Origin of the sequence: Haloarcula salina (assembly GCF_049603855.1) — an archaeon.
Taxonomy (GTDB): Archaea; Halobacteriota; Halobacteria; order Halobacteriales; family Haloarculaceae; genus Haloarcula; species Haloarcula salina_A.
The window spans coordinates 47,470-64,820 of the sequence record NZ_CP187149.1 but is presented as its reverse complement, the minus strand read 5'-3'; the positions used below and the strand labels follow the sequence as shown (position 1 = coordinate 64,820).

Sequence of the window (17,351 nt, the reverse complement as noted above, 5' to 3'; positions counted from 1 at the left end):
GCTGCGCAATGGCACTACGCGGGTTTTTTGGTCAAGATTACTATGATCCAAGAACCGGGGAACCGGTTCAAGACGACGAACCCACTGAGTGACTTTTTGTTGTGACGCTTCTTCATTGGCTTCACTCTATGGACCACCAGTTACCACGAAGCGAATGAAGACTGTGTCCTGATAGAGGATCAGGTCGTAGCCTACCTATCGAGATGGTACGCTTCTAGACACGCTGCCGCTGTTTGGGGACCGGTAACAATCTAGGGTATCATCGCTCACCGTGAGGGCGGCCTTGGAAGACTTCACCACTGGCCTGTGCCTGGTGATGCTGGGAACGAATGTCTTGTCCCTCGTCGGCTTCGGTGTCTGAAGACTGTTCGTCAACGGACTGCTGTTCGGTACTCATTTCTGAAAACCCCTCAACCCCTGGGGGGACACAAAATTGCCTCAGTATCGTCGTCAGACTAGGATTGCTTTAGCGGCTCGACCCACTCGGGAGCGCAATCGTGTGTGCCGCCGTAGATCGAGTGTTCGGGATACTGGTCGTCGTCAGCCTCGACAGAGACGATCACGTTGCCGCCGGAACGCGAGATATCTGCACCGGTTCCGACAACTTCATCCAGAGGGCCGTCGCCGTCTGTCCAGTCGACCCGGACGCGATCACCGCGGTCGAAGTCATACTTCTCGAAGGAAGGCGCTGTGGTACTCATGATCTCCTTCGGCCACGAGGAGGCACAAAATCACCCGTACCCCAGCCAGGGCGCAGATACTGCTTTCCGAGAGAAGAAGAACTGATGACCGAATTGCGGGTCCGGAAACCCAATAGCTGGACAACCGTCTCGTTTCCCGACACAGTTGCGTCGATCTCGGCTGTCGGTGGGAAGGTCGACGGCCAGCTGTGCCCGACCCTCACCGCCGAACGAGAGGACGGTCCCCGTATCGTCGAAACCGGTATTCTCGACGTCGATGAAAATGATGAGCACTTGGTGGAGAATACAGTTCCCCGGACCGAGGACGGGACGAATGTCGTTTTGGATCGGCTACTGACGGATTAGTAGCCGTTATTCATACGGTTTCTTTATTCATCAGCGGATGTGAAATAACTGCTTGGTGAGTCAGAGGGGAGATCATTTTGTCCCCTTTCCGTGAAAAATAATGTTCGAAAATTTGCCCCGGATAGAGCGCGAATGTGCATTCTGGACTGAAGCACTACCAATCCCGTAAAGAGTTAACAAAGAACATTCCAATATACAAAGGGGTGTTCAAGACAGAGAAAAGTCGGAACATCAGCCGAGGGGGATGGATACTGGACACGCGGGAGAGCCCAATGTCACCCAACGAATCAGATTCGAACTACAGACGATGCCGAATCAATCGCCGTCGCCTGCTACAGATGGCCGGAGTTGGCATAGGTAGTCTCACGATGGCCGCTACTGTCAGTGGTACGGCACGCGCAGATAGCGATTGCGTTTCTGGACCGTTTGAGCGGACATACGAGGCGGAAACGATCAACGTCTCAAAAATCGCCAACGGTCGGAAGGAACGGGAGGAAAGTGATAAACCGGTAGAAGATCCTCCATCGGACGAACAGCTTGAGAACATGAAGCAGGGGAATGAGGAGATCCCCCCAGCCGCCAGTGCGCAGCAAGTCCCGGATTCAAACGGACTCCTCGACATCGGTACCGAGTATGACGGTATCGGAGATGCGTTCGTTTTGAGTGGGGCGGAGGGGAGGCGTGTGGCGATGCCATCGGACGCCCAAGTCGCTGTGGGTCGGAGCAAGACCGTCCAGGTGGTCAACAGTTCGCTCGCTATTTTCAATCAGCGATCTGGGAATATCGAACTGCAGGTACCCCTCGAAAATATGTTCGACCCGGTTATCACCGAAGAGAGGTTTTTGGACGGCATGCCGAAGGTGGTTGATCCACGGGTACGGTATGATCCAAACGCGGATCGCTTTGTGGTCAGTACCCTCTGGCGACACTATCCGACAGTCTCAGGGGCGATGTTCCTCGCTGTGTCGGATAGCAGTAATCCAAACGGACCCTGGCATCTCTATCGGATCTCCGTGCCCATCGATATTCCTGGCTTCACTGATTACCCGGTGCTCGGCCTTGATCGAGATGCCATCTACCTGACTGAACTGTTCATCCCTGATGAGTTCGCACTCGGTAACTTCGATGTGACGTTAACCATCCTAGACAAGCAGGCGGCGTATCGAGGCGATAATCTGCCTGCAAGTAACTTCACGGGCCTGTTTCTGGTGCCGATTACAGGTGGAGTTCCACTCCTCCACCTCACGGTCCAACCAGCGTTCCAGCCGTTCTCCGGTGGGGACTCTGGAACGTATTACCTCATGGCCAGTCAGACGCACAAGCAAGTCTTCTTCGATATCTTTGATACCGGACTTACTCTCTGGAAAGTGACCGATCCACTCGATGAGCCATCTGTGACGTGTTCGGTCATCACTGTTGATCCGTTCAGTGGCCTCGGGGGATCGGACCCGGCGATTGACGGCGTTCGACAACCAGACACCGATGTCAGAGTGGATCCGGTCGGAGACCGATTAATGAATCTCGACTACAGTGACGGGTCGCTCTGGACTGCCCACGCGACCAAGTACAATTGGGAGGACGGACCCGATGAGTACGTCACAGCTATCCGATGGTACGAGATCGACCCCACGACTACCGAAGTTCTCCAGAGTGGTACCTACGGGGAGCCCGGGACGTCCTATTTTATCCCACGTATCGAAACGTCCGGAGATCGGACGCTCCTGGGATATAACGTGAGTGGGCCGGATACCTATCCGAGCATCAAGGCTGCCGGTCGGACGACAGACGTGCCGGATGGCGAGATGGAAGATGTCGTTGTCATTCAAGAGGGGAAATCACCGATGGAACATCCCACGAAATTCAGTGACCGAGATCCTGTTAAATGGGGTGATTACATGGGGATCTCAGTTCATCCGAAGACCGACCACTTCTGGATGACAGGGCAGTATTCGCCTGATTACGATGTGCCTCAGGACAGTGAGAAACCAGATCAATACGGGACGCGGATTGCTGAAATCACGTTCGAGGACGAAGACGCAAGAGGTGACAGGTCCTAATGCCAGGATAGGTCCTCTCTTCTCTTGGTTCTCCAATATCGGTCTCCGTATACAGCAGGCCACTCTTGACAAGTGGTTAGTAAACCGTCGGTCGGCGTGGTATCTGGTTCCTCTGGATCCCGCACACAGTTTCTGACAAGGAGTGAGAGTAGTACACCCCGTTGCGTTACATCCTTCGTCTGTACTGACCGGACAGCAACTTGTCTGAGAAGTCGTTATTGCAGATGGAGATTCGTTTCAGCCTTGGAGAATCGAATACGCCGGTCAGTAGATGTGCTTATCAGGCAGCTGTGGCCACTCCTCTGGAAGTTCGTCCTCATGGTCGTCCATGAGTTGGACGAGCGGCTATATCTGCTCGCAGTCCGGGCCGTGTGTGATGGTGCTGGAGTCCCTCTCCCACTCGATGAATCCGGCCTCTTCCAGCTTGGGAAGATGGGTATGATAGAGGTTTACTGCGAACTGTTCGACCTCTTGGTCAGCCGGGACGAAGTCGGTCGGGCCAAATTCCTCTTTACCACGTGGGTTATGCTCTACCAGCGTCGTCAAAATACGACGGCGAGGGGACGCACGCAGACACTAAAATATCTGGTCGAGGGTCCCTTCTTCACTCTCTGTGTCGCTGTTGGAGCGAGTCATGGCCCGGTTGTTACGGAACACACGTCTGTGTGATGCGTCCCGCCCAACTCCACGCGGGGGGAACAAGGAGACTGCCTGCACGCCCAATATCCGGTCCAAACGGCCCCTCATAACTGGGGCACGAACGCACAGTGTGCAGTCGTGGCTCCTCAACTTAAATAGTGACACCGGGGATTGACAATGGCTTGTCATCCAGTGACATGCCATTAGTTGGTGTCGGTAAATCCTTGTTCTGTACTAACAGTACGCTCGCAAATGACTGACCCAGCCGCCGTTCTTCATGGGCAGCGACGGTGACGGCGCAGCCCATTACTGGAACAGCTACGAGTTCGCCGTGGCTGTTGTTTCGGCGGATGGTAAGGCTGAGAAGGTTGTGTTAGCCGAGATGTCCTTCGAGGTACTTTCTGAATTGGGACATTGGGCCGCACGCCGTCGGGTCGTTGGTCGGCGAACTCGTGCGAGGTGCTGGGGCGTGAGCTGCACTGTGGAAGACCGGCGGCGGGTGCGGCGGGCCGCTTGGGCGATTCGAAACGGAGTGGCTACTGAGTCGGTTGATGTGCTTGCGCCGAGTGCCAGTCAGTACGGTGAATGGACGCTCGATGCAGTGCTACGAGGTGTGATGGGGTTCCCCCTGAGGTACTTCGGGAATTGGCGTTGGCCGGGTTGACGTTACATCTGACGCCGTTGCAGGCCAAGTATCAGCATATCGTGGCGACAGTATAGCGAAAAGGGCTAACCAACAATAGTTGACCAATACCTGTAACCGTTGGTTAGCTGGGAACCGATTGGCTTCTGACCGACGTTTGTTTCACACCCTCTCACCAGACATACCTGCTCATTGGGTATACATACTAAGCGAGATCACCCGTATTTTCGTAAAGAGGACTGTTTAGTATGACACTCTGTACTGGCAACCCAGTACGTAAATCATTTTCCGCGTGTATCACCGTTGGCATGGTTTCGGAACGCGAACGCCAGAGACTGATTAACAAGGGACAAGACAAACAGACAGTTGGATATAGCGATCCGACCAAGCACAGTGAACAGCGGTATCACGATACCTACCAACCAGTGGAAATCAGATCCTAGAGAGTCGAGTCATCGTGCCACCCTTCTCTGTCGCTCCCTACCCTATCCACTATGGAAACCATATTGGGAAAGATTGATACGATAACCGTATCAATATCTCAATCCGAGCAGTTGAGGGGCGGCTTCGGATTGTGAAACCAGACTCTCAATCGTACATACGTAGGAATCAACAGGGGTGTTATCGACGTGAGCAAAGAATGGGAGCCAGAGAACGTGTTCGACGTGCTCGGGGGCGAGGTTGCTCGGCAAATTCTTGCGTTAGCCAGCCTCAAACCCCTGTCAGCCACCGAACTCGCCGAATACTGTGATGTTTCGGAGCCAACGATCTATCGACGGATTCACGCACTCCAGGAATACGATATGCTGGACGAACAGATGGACCTCGACGACGATGGCCACCACTCGAAGCAGTTCAAAACGACTCTTAAAGAAGCACGGTTCCGGGTTGACGACGGGCAGTTCGATATCGATATCCAGCTCAAGAAAGACTATAGTGACAAATTCACGGACTTCTGGAACGATTTGGAGAAGGGAGCAAAAGACATCTCGAAAGATGCGAACGTAAACTCGCCTCACGGTGATGATTCATCTTCTGATCTCAGTGGTGGGTGAAAATGGCTGAGCCGCCGGAGTTCTGGAGTTTCCTCGTAGCGAATTCACTTTTGTTCATCGCTGGAGGAGCATTGACGGCACTCAGCTATCGAGCCTACATTCGCGTCCAGGAACGCAGTCTCCGTCTCGCATCAGGGGGCTTCGCACTCATCACGTTCGGTGGACTCCTTGATATCATCTATCAACTCGGAATTCGTCGAGATTACCATCTCGGAGGGCGTGAATCACTCGCGCTGCAAACGATCGATAGCCTGCTGATTACTGCGGGACTCGTTGTGATTTTTTACGCGCTCTCTCGATACTGACAGGATACGTCGAAAACGAGATGGGGATCCACTTCATTTGGGGTCTCCTGTTACGAGGCTTCTCTAAACCTGTAGCCGATAACGCGAATGAAGGCATCGTCAGTGGTTCAACGGGAGTACGTTCGCGGATCAAGTTCGGCGGCGACTGTCGAGAGATTCGGGCTGTGGATCTCATCGCGATCAAATAGCCTCGAAGAGAGCCACACTGTGAGAAGGTAACAATCCATTTCAATCCTTGAAGCTAAGCTATGCTACCGGATCGTGAGCAGAGATGATCACACTCCTTCGTTACAATTCTCATTCCCCGAAAGCCAGGTCAGCATAAAGTACGTAGCATCTCGGTGACTCCCCACAGTTTCGCCATTTGTAACTCTCCATCTTCTTCCTTATCGGTGTACCGTAATGTTACACATAGACGATGAACGGACAAAAACTGGTTACCAGTCTTGTTGTAATAATGCTCCTGATGGGCGCAACGCCAATGGGCGCCCTTGCGCAGGGAGCGTCAGATCCCCAGCCAGTACTGCTGGACCAAAATACGACCCATATTGCGGACATCACCGTTGACGGACAGCAGTACAGCGTCTACGAACACAAGAACGTCTTCTCCTGGGCCAGTGGCATCGACATCTACACGAATGGTGAGCGTGTCACCTCGGAATCGACTGCTGAAGCGGTCCTGACAGCACTCGCACAACGACGGGCCGTTCAAGACCTCGGAGCGGAGGACATCAGTCAACTCCGTACGACGTCACAGAACACCAGCACGGCAGCAACCAACGTATCATCGACGGCCACTGCGATCAACGAGACGCTCGTGTACATGGAGCGGATGAAAACGGTCCGCGAAAACGGGACGACGGTCTATAACGCGTCAGTCGAGGCAGCACCCCAGATCACCGAATTCAACGAAACAGCACGCGAACTGCACCCGCAACTTCGCTCCTTCGAGAACGCTTCGGCCGCGTACCGATCGAATGCGACAACCCTCATTGACCTGCTCGAGCAGCGGGAGAACGGAACTGATGTCGATCCGCAGCGGCTCTACGCTCAGTACGCGGCGACACTCAACGCGAAAAACGACGTTTCGGATCATCTCGGATTCGACAGTATTGCCGAGCCCCTCAGCGAGGTGGCCAGCACCAGTGAGACCATCGCGATGAACGTCTCGTCTGTCCCTGAACGCGGAAACGAGACGGCACAACACTTCTGGCGGGTTCATAACGAGTCGACTGTCGCTGCAAACCAAACCGCAGCACTTGGTCTCGACGACTTTGCGTTGGATGACGTCCAAGACCGGTCCGAATCACTCGAAGAGGACTGGATGGAAGACTGGAACTCACGGAGGAATCCCGCGTCAACAGTCTATCAGTCGATAGCTGCCATCGTGGTCGGTATTGCTGCAGTAGGTGGATACATCGCCTGGCGTCGGCGCTGATTTCGTCGCCCTTCCACTCGATCGAAAGTTGGGTGAATCAGGGCAGTAGGACACAGCTCACCCTGGTTGAGTGAATTCGGGTTCATCAGGTCCACCATCGAAATCCTTTCCCAGAAACTCCTCGAGATCTGGTTTCCAGCACTCTGCACAGGGCCGTTTGAGATACGGCGGCTGGAGAGTGTTGACGAGATTTCGCCGGACCATCTGTGTATCTTGAGCGAGCCGTGGATCCCCTGTACTGACCGCACCGGAATAGAACCCATCACTCTTTAAGGATTTCAGCAGAGCCATCTAATTCAAAAAGCACGCCGGCGAGCAGAGCGTCTACCTCCCGACAGCGTGACTTCGCGACCTGTTTTTTCGTGCCCCTAGAGAGGGTGAGGACTCCTTCGAAAGCTCTCAGAGGTTCCTTCCAGTGAGTCAATAACAGAGTCCAGACAACGTCTCGATCGACGAAATCCCATGTATAATCACCTCGAGAGGCGACTGCACCTGGATCGCCCCGCATCCATCTTGGGGGGAGATAAACTGACTCTAGAGGTGCCCCTTGACGTGGACGGCCATCCAGCTAGGAGTTTGGGTGGGTCCTGTCCCGTTTCTGTTGTCTGGCCGTGTGAGGAGACTCACTTCTTCTAAGAGGGTTCCGCAGTTTCGACTCGCTCTTGATCTGCATCGTCCAACTGGTCGACGTCAAGCCGTCTGAGATTGCTGAGCATACGATGCATCCGGTAACCCTGCTTGAACTGTTGATCCATTGGAAGGCGCCTCACCGCTCGCCGGCGCGGAAGGCCACCACACGTGACTGACTTTGGACTTGAGGATGAATCCCATTTGGACAATAGTGTGTATGAACGCATCAAGACGAACAAGAGCAACGAAATTCATTTACTGACACTGTGAAGCGGTTCATCGGTTGGTCTCACTCGGAGACTCAGCGATTACATGTTGAATACTAATATTTATTCACCAACTCTTAATAGTCAGGGAAATATCGCTTCATTCGGATATGACAAAACCGCTCAAAGCAAGCGGATTCCTCGGACTTGCAACGATGATGGTGGTTGGTCTGTACCAGTTTATTTTACTCTCAGATGGCACCGGTGTCCCTGGCTGGATGATTGGCGGGCACGCACACCTCGGAGTCATATCCATTCTCGCAATTGTGATGGGGTTTGCTGTCCCCGCCATTGGAGTCACAGGTCAGCTCCGCACCGCTGTTACAGCCCTGTTCATCGCAGGTCAGTGGGGGGTTCCGGGTGTCGTCTGGATCGGCGAAGGAGCTGGGCTAAATTTCCTGATGCCAACCGCGTTCCTCTGGGGACTTGCGCTCATTACCTCCATGCTAATCATGCTGTACAAAACGCTCACCCAGGAACAATCAGCACCAGGAGGCGGTACCGCTCGGGATTCTCTGGCTGACGACTGAACAATCAACAGATCGTGTGTGGTTACCATAGGTCGGCACTGACTTGAATCATTAATTCCCTCAGATCGGACTGTATAACTCAATACACTTGATACAACTACCAAATAATAAAAAAAGGATGTCATAACAAGGATAACCTTCACACATAACAGAATAGTAATTATTGTGTGGGGGAAGGAGATTGCGATTACCGTGCCTCTGACAAGCATGGTTTCGGGGACAGTTGACCGCTGCTCCTTCCCCAATAGGGAACCGATTCAGAACTCATCCGCTCCAAGTGGGGTTCTGGGTGGGATTTTCCGGTTCGATTCTCTCAGGTCAGCAGAACGAAGCAGTGTTGGCACCCTCCGATAGATCAAATCGGCCCGCGGACGTAGTGTTGATACACCTCACTGAGTGAGCGACTCGAATGTCTGGCGCTCACCTTTTACCAACCCTGCGATCTCCGTCTTGAACTCTGTCTCGATGAGTGAACGATATTCCTCGGCAGTCGGACCAAGTCTGACGATGTCGTTGCCCTGTTCATAGGTGACAATATCAGCAGATTGCAGGACCGGAAGGTGGTCGTAGTACAGGCTATCGTAGATGTCAAGGCGTTCTTGGAAATAGTCGTCACCCCGTCCACTGTATTCCCAGACTGTAGGTTGATCAGCGATATCTGGGAGGGTCAACGGCGGTGTGTACATGTACAGACAGTACAGAAGGTGGCGATGTCGTCTGTCAGCGAGCGACTCCTTGGAACACACTTGTTCGTCCATTGGTATTGACATACTGATATAGCTACATAGGATGGTATCAAGCCAACTGTTGGAACAACCTTGTTAGAACAGGCTCTCAATCAAGGCCAACTACTCGATTTCGATGTGGGGGATGTTGAGTGCCGAGTGAATGACTTCCTCTGTCGCACGGCGGAGACGTTGTGAGAATGCTTGTTCGCTGATGTCGAGTTCATCCCCTAATTCCGTGAGCGTAACCTTTCGGGGTGTGCTAAAATACCCGCGTTGGGCAGCGAGCGTGATTGCTTCTCGCTGTTCGGGTGTGAGATCAAACACCTTGCCACGTTCGGATCGGGCTTCCAGTTCGTAGATGCTGTCAATCTGGAAATCCGTGATATTCTCATCGGTGAGGTACTGATAAAACTGCGCGACCTGTTCGTGATCAGAAAACCGAAATCGGAGTAGCCAGTATCCGTCGGTATTTTGTCCTTCGAGAATCGCGCCATCGGCGTTGATGATTCCCCTGATGATGTCGAGTTCAGGAAGCACCCAGTTGATGCGGAACAATTGCTGACGTTTGTCAGTTCCATTAACAACCAGCTCATCAAGTGCTGTGAATGATGACACCTCGTCGCTCTGACGCAACGTTTCTTGTAACTCATCCAGCTGTAGCGGTGGTCCTGTGACCCAGACATACGGAATGACGCATTCTTCGGTTGGAATAATCCGTTCGAGTTCAGCATCTAACCCACTCTTTTCACTGATCATCTGTCCGAGTTCAAACCGCTCAGTCGCGATGGTGAATTCAACCATGATAGACATACTCTACCTATCATTGGGGTGAAGGTAGTAGTACCGTTGTAGCACGCGAGGGGTACCCACGCACATTGAATGCATAGTCTACCGAGTGGCTGATTCATTCTCTACTGTTGAAGCCAACACAATGTGAATGTTGTATAACCCTCCCAAATTCGATTGTGACGCCGCTTGAACCACTAAGAAAGTACTTATCTAGCTCAGCTCTTCAAAAGATATGGGCTCTGATCCGGTGTTCGCCGATGACGCCCATCTGATGCAATTCTTTACCGAAGAGAAAACGAAACTCCTGACCGTATTCGTTAACGAACGGAAGAACGGCCTCTCGATTTCTGAGGTGTCTCGGCAGGCGGGCATCGCACGTTCCACGACCTACAATCATCTCAAGTTCCTGATTAACCACGGATCGTCAGAGAAACACGCGAAACCGGTCCGAATACCTGGTACCAGCTCAACGGCGACAGCCCGATCGCAGAGTGTCTCTACAAGCTCGACGGACTGATTCTCCGGAAGCTATTAGAATTAGATGACAACGTGGAATGACCACACCACCAGCATCTGGGAAGTTGCTCACCTACGCTCTCCCCGCATTGGAGCGAGCGATTGACCACCGTGGGAAAACACCCCTCAGTGAGGCGCATGAGGGAAATGCACTTCACCCTCCCCAGTAAATCAAATTAGTATGTCTGATCTGAAGGGACACCGATGTACGTCGTAATTGTGGGTGCGGGTGAAGTTGGGTCAGCAATCGCTGCCAGTCTTGCTGACAACCACCATGTCGCCGTCATCGATATCGATGGTACTCGTGTGGAGAACCTGATGTATGATACTGACGTTCTCGGTATCGAAGGCGATGGGGCGGACCTTGATACTCTAGAGGATGCCAACATCGACGAGGCAGATATTCTCATCGCCAGCACGGACGACGACGAGACGAACATCGTCACCTGTAGCACCACGATGACGGTCTCCGAGACATTCACTATCTCCCGAGTCAAGAACGCGAAATATCTGCGGACGTGGCAGCGATCGGAGCGTGCATTTGGTATTGATCATATGGTCGCGACGAATCTTCTGACTGCTGAGACTATTGCACGAGTCGTCGGTTTACCGGCAGCACAAGACGTTGAGGTGTTCGCGGATGGGGTCGTTCAGATGGCCGAATTCGAAATCTCGGAGTCGAGTGCGGTCGCCAACGTAACTGTCAAAGAAGCCGATCGCTACGAGTCACTTACGTTTGCGGCGGTGTTGCGTGCAGACAGCGTCATCATACCTCGCGGAGACACTGTGTTAAAGCCGGGAGATGATGTGATCGTTATTGGAAGTCCCGAGAGTGTTCAAATCTTCGCTCACGAACTTGTCCCCGACACCGAAGGAAAACCCAATATCCTCATTGTTGGGGGGAGTGATGTTGGCTATCACACCGCTCGTCTCTTACAGGAACGCGGACTGAAACCTCGACTTGTCGAACAGGATCAAGACAGAGCTCTGGAACTCGCTGAATCACTCGATGGAACTACGGTACTAGAGGCTGACGCAACCGACCGTGTCTTCCTCCAACAGGAAGGAATCGATGACGTTGACATTGTAATCGTTGCACTCGATAACGACGAAAAGAATCTACTTGCGGGCCTACTCGCCAAGCGACTTGGCGCCGAGCGAGCTGTTACCGTCGTTGACTCGGGTGGGTATGTCGATTTGTTTGAGGAGGTTGGCATCGACGTTGCAGTCAATCCCCGTGAGGCAACTGCTGAGGAAATAACACGTTTTACCCGGGAACACCAGGCTGAAAACGTCGCAATTATCGAATCCGACCGTGCAGAAGTTCTCGAAATCGAAGTCGATGAAGAGAGCGTTCTTGTGGACAGGCCAATCCGTGAGTCAGTCAGTGATCTTCCAGATGGCGTGGTTATTGGAGCGATCACCCGTGACGGAGAATTGATCAGTCCTCGGGGCGATACTATTGTTAAGCGTGGGGACCATGTGGTGATATTCGTTGCAATCGCCTCACTGGAGGAGGCTAGCAATAAACTGTGAACCGCCTCGGGGCTTGTCCCCCAGGCATTCGGCCTGTTCCGCCTGTAGAAGAACGACGTCAATCTCGCCATCGTCATGCCATTCCGCTGGGATACAGCTACCTCTACGGAGAGGCTATTGTTGTCTTTCTCCTGTCCATCGGTATCACGGTCTTCATCGATCCGGACTGGAGCGAGTGAGCGGTCTTTGTCTCTCCAATTTCGGTTCAGCACACTCTCTGTGGTCGGCAACGTATTATGTATGTCAAGAACGAATCTCCTACTATGACTGATTCTTCGGACGCGCCGACCCCTCCGGAAGGGATCCCCGACCGGGTCGTTGCAGAACTAAACGAACTCACCCCCGACGAACTCCGAAACACGATTATTCACGCACAGGAATTGCTCCAATTTCAAGAGGAGAGTAGTTCGCCAATCGAGCCAGGGCCAGGAGAAGACATTATTCGGGTGACCGAACACGAGGGCTACACCGAAGTTGTGAAACAGTATTCATGTACTGAGGGCTGTGACGACTGCCCGCACGGTCCGTATCTTTATCACGTCCGAGAAGAGCCTCGTCCCGAGGGTGGCACACACTTTCACTGGACGTTCCTGGGGAAGGTCGTTTCCGACGAAGAATAAGCTGCACTACCCTGTCATCGGGTTCTGCTGATTCTTTGTAGCAGTTCGGCGAGTCGAACGCCACCCCCGTGACGACACTCTCAAAGCGCCCACAATCGATGGGTTCGTCAGTCACCAGTAAAGGCTTCGAGTGTCTCTTCAGCGACGCCTGAACGGGAATGGATCGTGACGAAATCGTCCTCCTTGATCAACGTCTCTCCCGTTGGAGTGATGGTCCCCTCGTCACGGTTGATCTGGACGACAAGCACGTCGGAGGGGATGAGTTCCGCTTCGTTCGCTTCTTTGAGCGTTTTCCCGGCGATTGGGGCCTGTTCCCTCACGATGATTTCGACGACGTTGGCGTCGCCTGCAAGCCCCGCGACACCAGTTACTGGTGAGGCTCCCTCTTCGTCGCGAGGCCCGAATGGGGCGTACGGGCGGAAATACTCTTTGTGGACCAGGTCCTCGTCGTCAATCTCGATTCCGAGTGACGTGATCCCCTGCGCGATACGCGTGAGGGCATCGGTGTCCCTCCCGACGGCCGTAATCCGGAGGCCACCTTTCCCGGACATAATCTCTCGGACGTTGATCACGCCCGGGACATCGAGAACGCGCTGGGCCATCTCCTCACGGTCCCGATTCCCTGTACTACAGACGTAATGGTTGGTCAGCCGCCCACCAACCTTCTGATAATCAATATCGGCGTGGTATCCTCGAATCACTCCTTCTTCCTCGAGGCGTCGGATCCGGTTACGCACCGTCGGTGCCGAGACGTCGACTTTCTCTGCGATGTTCGGCGCAGAGGTGTGTCGAGCCTCCTGGGACAGATAATACAGGATCTGCTCGTCGACTGAATCGATTTGAATGGGCATATTTATACTGCGCCATTGACTCCGAAGACTCTTTTATATTATCGATAAGTATCTGTTTGTGATATTGATGTTGCCTCATCACCCATCCTTTCGTATCTTCTCTTCAACCACGGAAAATCCGCGATAGAGCCACTAACTTCCTATTCGAACGAATGGAAAATTATGTAGGTATGTAAGGAGACTATCGTTTGCAAATACGGAGATTATTTACCAATTCAAAATATATTCCTGTGTATGACTCCAGAGACAATCTTCACCGCACCAGCTTCCATAACGAAGTCGCTGAATGACTCGGGGAAGAGAATGGTCCGCCGGCATACCTGTAGGGGATCCGGATGCAAACAGCTACTATCGCTTCTCTTGACTGGATGGGCACACAGACCGGACGACTTCACAGTTCCACCCGGGCGGAGGTAAGCCGATGGAAAACTCGAATGAAGGGCCCACACCACCTGACGATCTGTCCGAGGAGTTGATTCAGCGGATCGACGCGCTGGAGCTCCCGGAATTGAAATCTCTCCTGTCGTACATCGATCAGCGCATCAACGCGCTACGAACTTCTATCGAAGAAGAAATCGAGGCGAACGCGGCAGGGGAGATTCTCGCCATCGAGAACCACGGTGCATACGCAATCGTAGAAAAACACCCACCCGACCCAGATGGTGACGGCGTGAATACGGAGATAACCTCCCTCTATCACGTGCAACGGGAGGCTCAGCCCGACGGCTTGGAATCGCTGCACTGGGCGTATCTTGGGGATGTCCACAATAGCGCACAGACTCGATGTGAATCCTGCGGACGAACGCTCGCCGACGATGTCGATACCTGCCCGCATTGTGGTAGTGACGATATCGCCCATTCTGACACAGAGGAATAACCTATGCCAGATTCACTCACAGCACATCTCGTCGTCCCGGTTGCGAACGAAGCGGATGCACGAGAAACCGCACGGGCACTCGACGCGTACGAATATGACCGCGTAACTGTTGTTCACGTCATCGAGAAAGGAGAGGGGGTTCCTGACAAGATTTCCGTCGAACAGGCCGAGCAACGGGCAGCGGACGCGTTTGTGGCGTTTCGAGAGATCATTCCGGAGATCGAAACGGAAGCCGCCTACCGCCGGGACGTGGTCAGTGCCATCGTCGATGTCGCAGCTGACGTCGATGCCAGCGCTATCGCGTTTCGACCACGGGGCGGCAGCCGCCTCGTCCAATTCCTGTCCGGGGATACGGCACTCAAGCTCGTCACAGACGCAGATCGGCCGGTGATTGCACTTCCAGAAGAGCCCACACACGAATGATGTCTAAGTTGAAATCACCGATGTGCACAGTGATCGACGCCCCCGGCGGTGGTGATCCCGGATGAGTGAGGCTGATCAAGAACTCGCGCGCGACCTCGGCTTCCTCGAGGCGTACACGATAGGCCTCGGGACGATGATTGGGGCTGGGATTTTCGTCCTCCCGAGCATCGCTGCCGAGCAAGCGGGCCCCGCCAGTATGATCTCGTTTTTCGCAGGAGGACTCGTATCGTTGTTAGCGGCACTGTCCCTCTCAGAGCTGGCGACAGGGATGCCGAAAGCCGGCGGCAGTTACTACTACGTCAACCGCGCGCTCGGCCCGTTCTTCGGGAGTATCGTTGGCTGGGGAATGTGGGCTGGACTCACTTTCGCGTCGGCGTTCTATATGATCGGCTTCGGCCAGTATCTCCTCCCCGGGCTCGGCCAGTACGTCGGCTTCCTCGCTGGCTGGGGCCAGGTCGGGATTACTGTCGCTGCCCTCGTGATGGCGGCACTGCTGACCGCTGTCAACTACTACGGCGTCAAGGAGACCGGCTCGCTGCAGAACGTCATCGTCCTCACGCTCGTCGGCCTCATCGTGGCCTTCCTCGGGCTGGGTTTCATCAGTGGCCCGACCATCGGCGAATTCAATCCGAACGGGTGGCCTGCTGTCGCGGCCACGATCGGGACGGTCTACGTCACGTTCATCGGCTTCGAGGTGATTGCGACGAGCGCTGAGGAGATCAAGAACCCGAGTCGAAACCTCCCGCTCGCGATGATTGCGTCGGTGGTGACGCCGACGCTGATGTACGTCGGTGTGATGTTCGTCTCGACGGGCACATTATCGATTGAGGCGCTCGCAACGTCCGAAGTCCCGGTAGCCGACGTTGCAACCGAATTTATGGGATCGCTCGGCGCGCTCGCGATGATCGTCGGTGCGGTCCTCGCGACTGTTTCGAGTGCGAACGCGAGCATCCTATCGGCCGCTCGGGTCAATTTCGCGATGGGGAGGGACCGGATTCTCATCAACTGGCTCAACGATGTTCACGAACGGTTCCGGACGCCCTACCGAGCAATCTCGGCAACAGGAATTATCACGCTCGTGCTGATCGCTATCGGCGTCGGGATCGGGACGCTCGCCGAGGTGGCGAGTTTCATGTACCTCGTCACGTACGCTCTCGTGCACGTCACTGTCGTCGTCCTACGCCGAGCGAATCCAGAGGCGTACGATCCGGCGTTCAAGATCCCGTCGATCCTGTATCCAGTCGTCCCGGTCGTCGGGATGCTAGCGTGTTTGGCCGTCCTCGTCCAGATGTCGGTCGAGTTCGCCCCGGCTGTCGTCACGCTCGGACCGGTCGAACTTGCCCTGCCCGTCACACCGACGCCAGTCGGTGCCATTGGGACGGTTCTCGTCGCCTTCGGCATCGGCTGGTACTATCTCTACGCGCGAGATCGTGCCCTGAGTGAGAGCCTCGTCGGCGAGGCGATCGCCCCCGAGCCAACGGTAGTCGCGAACGGTGACGACCGCTACCGAGTTGTCGTTCCGGTTGCGAACCCGGAGACCGAGCAAGACTTGCTCCGGATGGCGGCGGCCAGCGCACACGCCCACGAAGACGAAAACGCCGAGGTCATCGCCGTGAACGTCATCGAGGTCCCCCGCCAGACGTCGCTCTCACAGGACCTCGAATTCGAGGAAGAACGCGTCGAACGGCAACAGGAGCTGCTGGACTCCGCTCGCGACATCGCTGCCGATCTCGATATCGGTCTCCAGACGCGGGCGATCGTCGGCCGCAATGCTGGGTCAGCCATTCTGGATGTCATCGAGGAGGAGAACGCAGATCATGTTCTCCTCGGTTGGCAGGGGACCCGGAGTCGGCGTGAGCACGTTCTCGGATCGACGATCGACCCCGTCGTGGGGCGTGCACCATGTGATGCGACGCTCGTGAAGCTCGGTCCCGAAGGTGGGCATGGCGAGGATGAGATCATGGTTCTCGCCGGACGAGGTCCACATGCGCCGATTGCAGCTCAACGAGCTTCGGAGTTCGTCGCAGCGGCTGACGACGCCTCGCTGACACTGCTTAACGCACAGTCACCGGAAACCGATCCTGACGAGGAGAACTCCCCTACCGAGCGCGGTGAAGCGGTGATCGAAGAATTAGCTGAACGCGCAGGAATCCAACATATGTCCTACAAAACCGAGATTAGAGTTGCAGAGGATACCAAACAGGCAATTCTCGACGCGGCAGCGGAATACGATATGATCTGTGTTGGGGCAACTCGAACCAGCACGATTTCGCAGGCAGTGTTCGGATCACTTCCGGAGACCATCGGCGAAGAAGTAGACAAGACGGTCGTGATGGCTCGCGGCCCAGCGGAGTCGGCGATGTCGGTCCGTGAAGCGCTCCTGCGGCGACTGGAGGTGTAAT

Annotated in this window: 17 protein-coding genes and 3 pseudogenes; 15 read left to right on the top strand and 5 right to left on the bottom strand. The window is 54.5% G+C overall.

Annotation, left to right across the window (positions count from 1 at the left end; genetic code table 11):
• Positions 1 to 455 precede the first annotated feature (455 nt).
• On the bottom strand, positions 456 to 701 hold the full coding sequence (locus tag ACOZ4I_RS19510) for a hypothetical protein (protein WP_424005568.1): 246 nt from the start codon (positions 699 to 701) through the stop codon (positions 456 to 458).
• 84 nt (positions 702 to 785) lie between these two features.
• On the opposite strand from ACOZ4I_RS19510, the gene ACOZ4I_RS19505 reads away from it, so the two are divergent.
• The 8 genes and pseudogenes from ACOZ4I_RS19505 (at position 786) to ACOZ4I_RS19470 (ending at position 7,183) form a co-directional block, all read left to right on the top strand.
• The gene (locus tag ACOZ4I_RS19505; RefSeq protein ID WP_424005566.1) at positions 786 to 1,046 is read left to right on the top strand and encodes a hypothetical protein; all 261 of its coding nucleotides are present in this window, start codon (positions 786 to 788) and stop codon (positions 1,044 to 1,046) included.
• A 368-nt stretch (positions 1,047 to 1,414) separates the two neighbouring features.
• Complete coding sequence (locus ACOZ4I_RS19500) at positions 1,415 to 3,103, top strand: hypothetical protein (RefSeq protein ID WP_424005565.1); 1,689 nt, start codon at positions 1,415 to 1,417, stop codon at positions 3,101 to 3,103.
• A 318-nt stretch (positions 3,104 to 3,421) separates the two neighbouring features.
• The gene (locus ACOZ4I_RS19495) at positions 3,422 to 3,772 is read left to right on the top strand and encodes a hypothetical protein (RefSeq protein ID WP_424005563.1); all 351 of its coding nucleotides are present in this window, start codon (positions 3,422 to 3,424) and stop codon (positions 3,770 to 3,772) included.
• Positions 3,773 to 4,010: 238 nt separating this feature from the next.
• Positions 4,011 to 4,215 (top strand): annotated as a pseudogene (locus ACOZ4I_RS19490) (hypothetical protein); the annotation flags it as partial.
• Positions 4,212 to 4,462 (top strand): annotated as a pseudogene (locus tag ACOZ4I_RS19485) (hypothetical protein). The pseudogenes ACOZ4I_RS19490 and ACOZ4I_RS19485, both read left to right, overlap by 4 nt.
• A 552-nt stretch (positions 4,463 to 5,014) precedes the next feature.
• The gene (locus tag ACOZ4I_RS19480) at positions 5,015 to 5,440 is read left to right on the top strand and encodes an ArsR/SmtB family transcription factor (RefSeq protein ID WP_424005562.1); all 426 of its coding nucleotides are present in this window, start codon (positions 5,015 to 5,017) and stop codon (positions 5,438 to 5,440) included.
• Between the two features lie 2 nt (positions 5,441 to 5,442).
• Positions 5,443 to 5,745 (top strand): DUF7521 family protein, encoded by a 303-nt coding sequence (locus ACOZ4I_RS19475; protein ID WP_424005560.1) that lies wholly within the window; start codon positions 5,443 to 5,445, stop codon positions 5,743 to 5,745.
• 466 nt (positions 5,746 to 6,211) lie between these two features.
• Positions 6,212 to 7,183 (top strand): hypothetical protein, encoded by a 972-nt coding sequence (locus tag ACOZ4I_RS19470; RefSeq protein WP_424005558.1) that lies wholly within the window; start codon positions 6,212 to 6,214, stop codon positions 7,181 to 7,183.
• Between the two features lie 534 nt (positions 7,184 to 7,717).
• Here ACOZ4I_RS19470 and ACOZ4I_RS19465 read toward each other — a convergent pair.
• A pseudogene (locus ACOZ4I_RS19465) lies at positions 7,718 to 7,938 on the bottom strand (hypothetical protein).
• Positions 7,939 to 8,189: 251 nt separating this feature from the next.
• Here ACOZ4I_RS19465 and ACOZ4I_RS19460 point away from each other — a divergent pair.
• Positions 8,190 to 8,609 carry a hypothetical protein gene (locus ACOZ4I_RS19460; protein WP_424005557.1) on the top strand — a complete coding sequence of 140 codons (420 nt, stop codon included), beginning with the start codon at positions 8,190 to 8,192 and terminating at the stop codon, positions 8,607 to 8,609.
• A 389-nt stretch (positions 8,610 to 8,998) separates the two neighbouring features.
• Here ACOZ4I_RS19460 and ACOZ4I_RS19455 read toward each other — a convergent pair whose 3' ends face one another.
• The gene (locus tag ACOZ4I_RS19455) at positions 8,999 to 9,367 is read right to left on the bottom strand and encodes a DUF7344 domain-containing protein (RefSeq protein WP_424005555.1); all 369 of its coding nucleotides are present in this window, start codon (positions 9,365 to 9,367) and stop codon (positions 8,999 to 9,001) included.
• A gap of 90 nt (positions 9,368 to 9,457) precedes the next feature.
• The gene (locus ACOZ4I_RS19450) at positions 9,458 to 10,138 is read right to left on the bottom strand and encodes a helix-turn-helix domain-containing protein (RefSeq protein WP_424005553.1); all 681 of its coding nucleotides are present in this window, start codon (positions 10,136 to 10,138) and stop codon (positions 9,458 to 9,460) included.
• 220 nt (positions 10,139 to 10,358) lie between these two features.
• Here ACOZ4I_RS19450 and ACOZ4I_RS19445 point away from each other — a divergent pair, with 220 nt between their 5' ends.
• From ACOZ4I_RS19445 to ACOZ4I_RS19435, 3 genes are all read left to right on the top strand, one after another.
• A complete protein-coding gene (locus tag ACOZ4I_RS19445) occupies positions 10,359 to 10,643 on the top strand; it encodes a helix-turn-helix domain-containing protein (protein WP_424005552.1) in 285 nt (94 codons plus the stop codon).
• Positions 10,644 to 10,846: 203 nt separating this feature from the next.
• On the top strand, positions 10,847 to 12,178 hold the full coding sequence (trkA, locus tag ACOZ4I_RS19440; RefSeq protein ID WP_424005550.1) for a Trk system potassium transporter TrkA: 1,332 nt from the start codon (positions 10,847 to 10,849) through the stop codon (positions 12,176 to 12,178).
• 263 nt (positions 12,179 to 12,441) lie between these two features.
• Complete coding sequence (locus tag ACOZ4I_RS19435) at positions 12,442 to 12,798, top strand: hypothetical protein (protein ID WP_424005548.1); 357 nt, start codon at positions 12,442 to 12,444, stop codon at positions 12,796 to 12,798.
• A gap of 107 nt (positions 12,799 to 12,905) precedes the next feature.
• Here ACOZ4I_RS19435 and ACOZ4I_RS19430 read toward each other — a convergent pair whose 3' ends face one another.
• Positions 12,906 to 13,649, bottom strand: coding sequence for a winged helix-turn-helix transcriptional regulator (locus ACOZ4I_RS19430; RefSeq protein WP_424005546.1), 744 nt, complete (start codon positions 13,647 to 13,649; stop codon positions 12,906 to 12,908).
• Positions 13,650 to 14,070: 421 nt separating this feature from the next.
• Here ACOZ4I_RS19430 and ACOZ4I_RS19425 point away from each other — a divergent pair, with 421 nt between their 5' ends.
• From ACOZ4I_RS19425 to ACOZ4I_RS19415, 3 genes are all read left to right on the top strand, one after another.
• Complete coding sequence (locus ACOZ4I_RS19425) at positions 14,071 to 14,526, top strand: zinc ribbon domain-containing protein (protein ID WP_424005545.1); 456 nt, start codon at positions 14,071 to 14,073, stop codon at positions 14,524 to 14,526.
• A 3-nt stretch (positions 14,527 to 14,529) separates the two neighbouring features.
• Entirely contained in the window at positions 14,530 to 14,949 is a 420-nt protein-coding gene (locus ACOZ4I_RS19420) for a universal stress protein (protein ID WP_424005543.1), read from the top strand.
• A gap of 61 nt (positions 14,950 to 15,010) precedes the next feature.
• Positions 15,011 to 17,350, top strand: a complete 2,340-nt coding sequence (locus tag ACOZ4I_RS19415) for an amino acid permease (protein ID WP_424005542.1) — start codon at positions 15,011 to 15,013, stop codon at positions 17,348 to 17,350.
• Position 17,351: the final 1 nt, after the last annotated feature.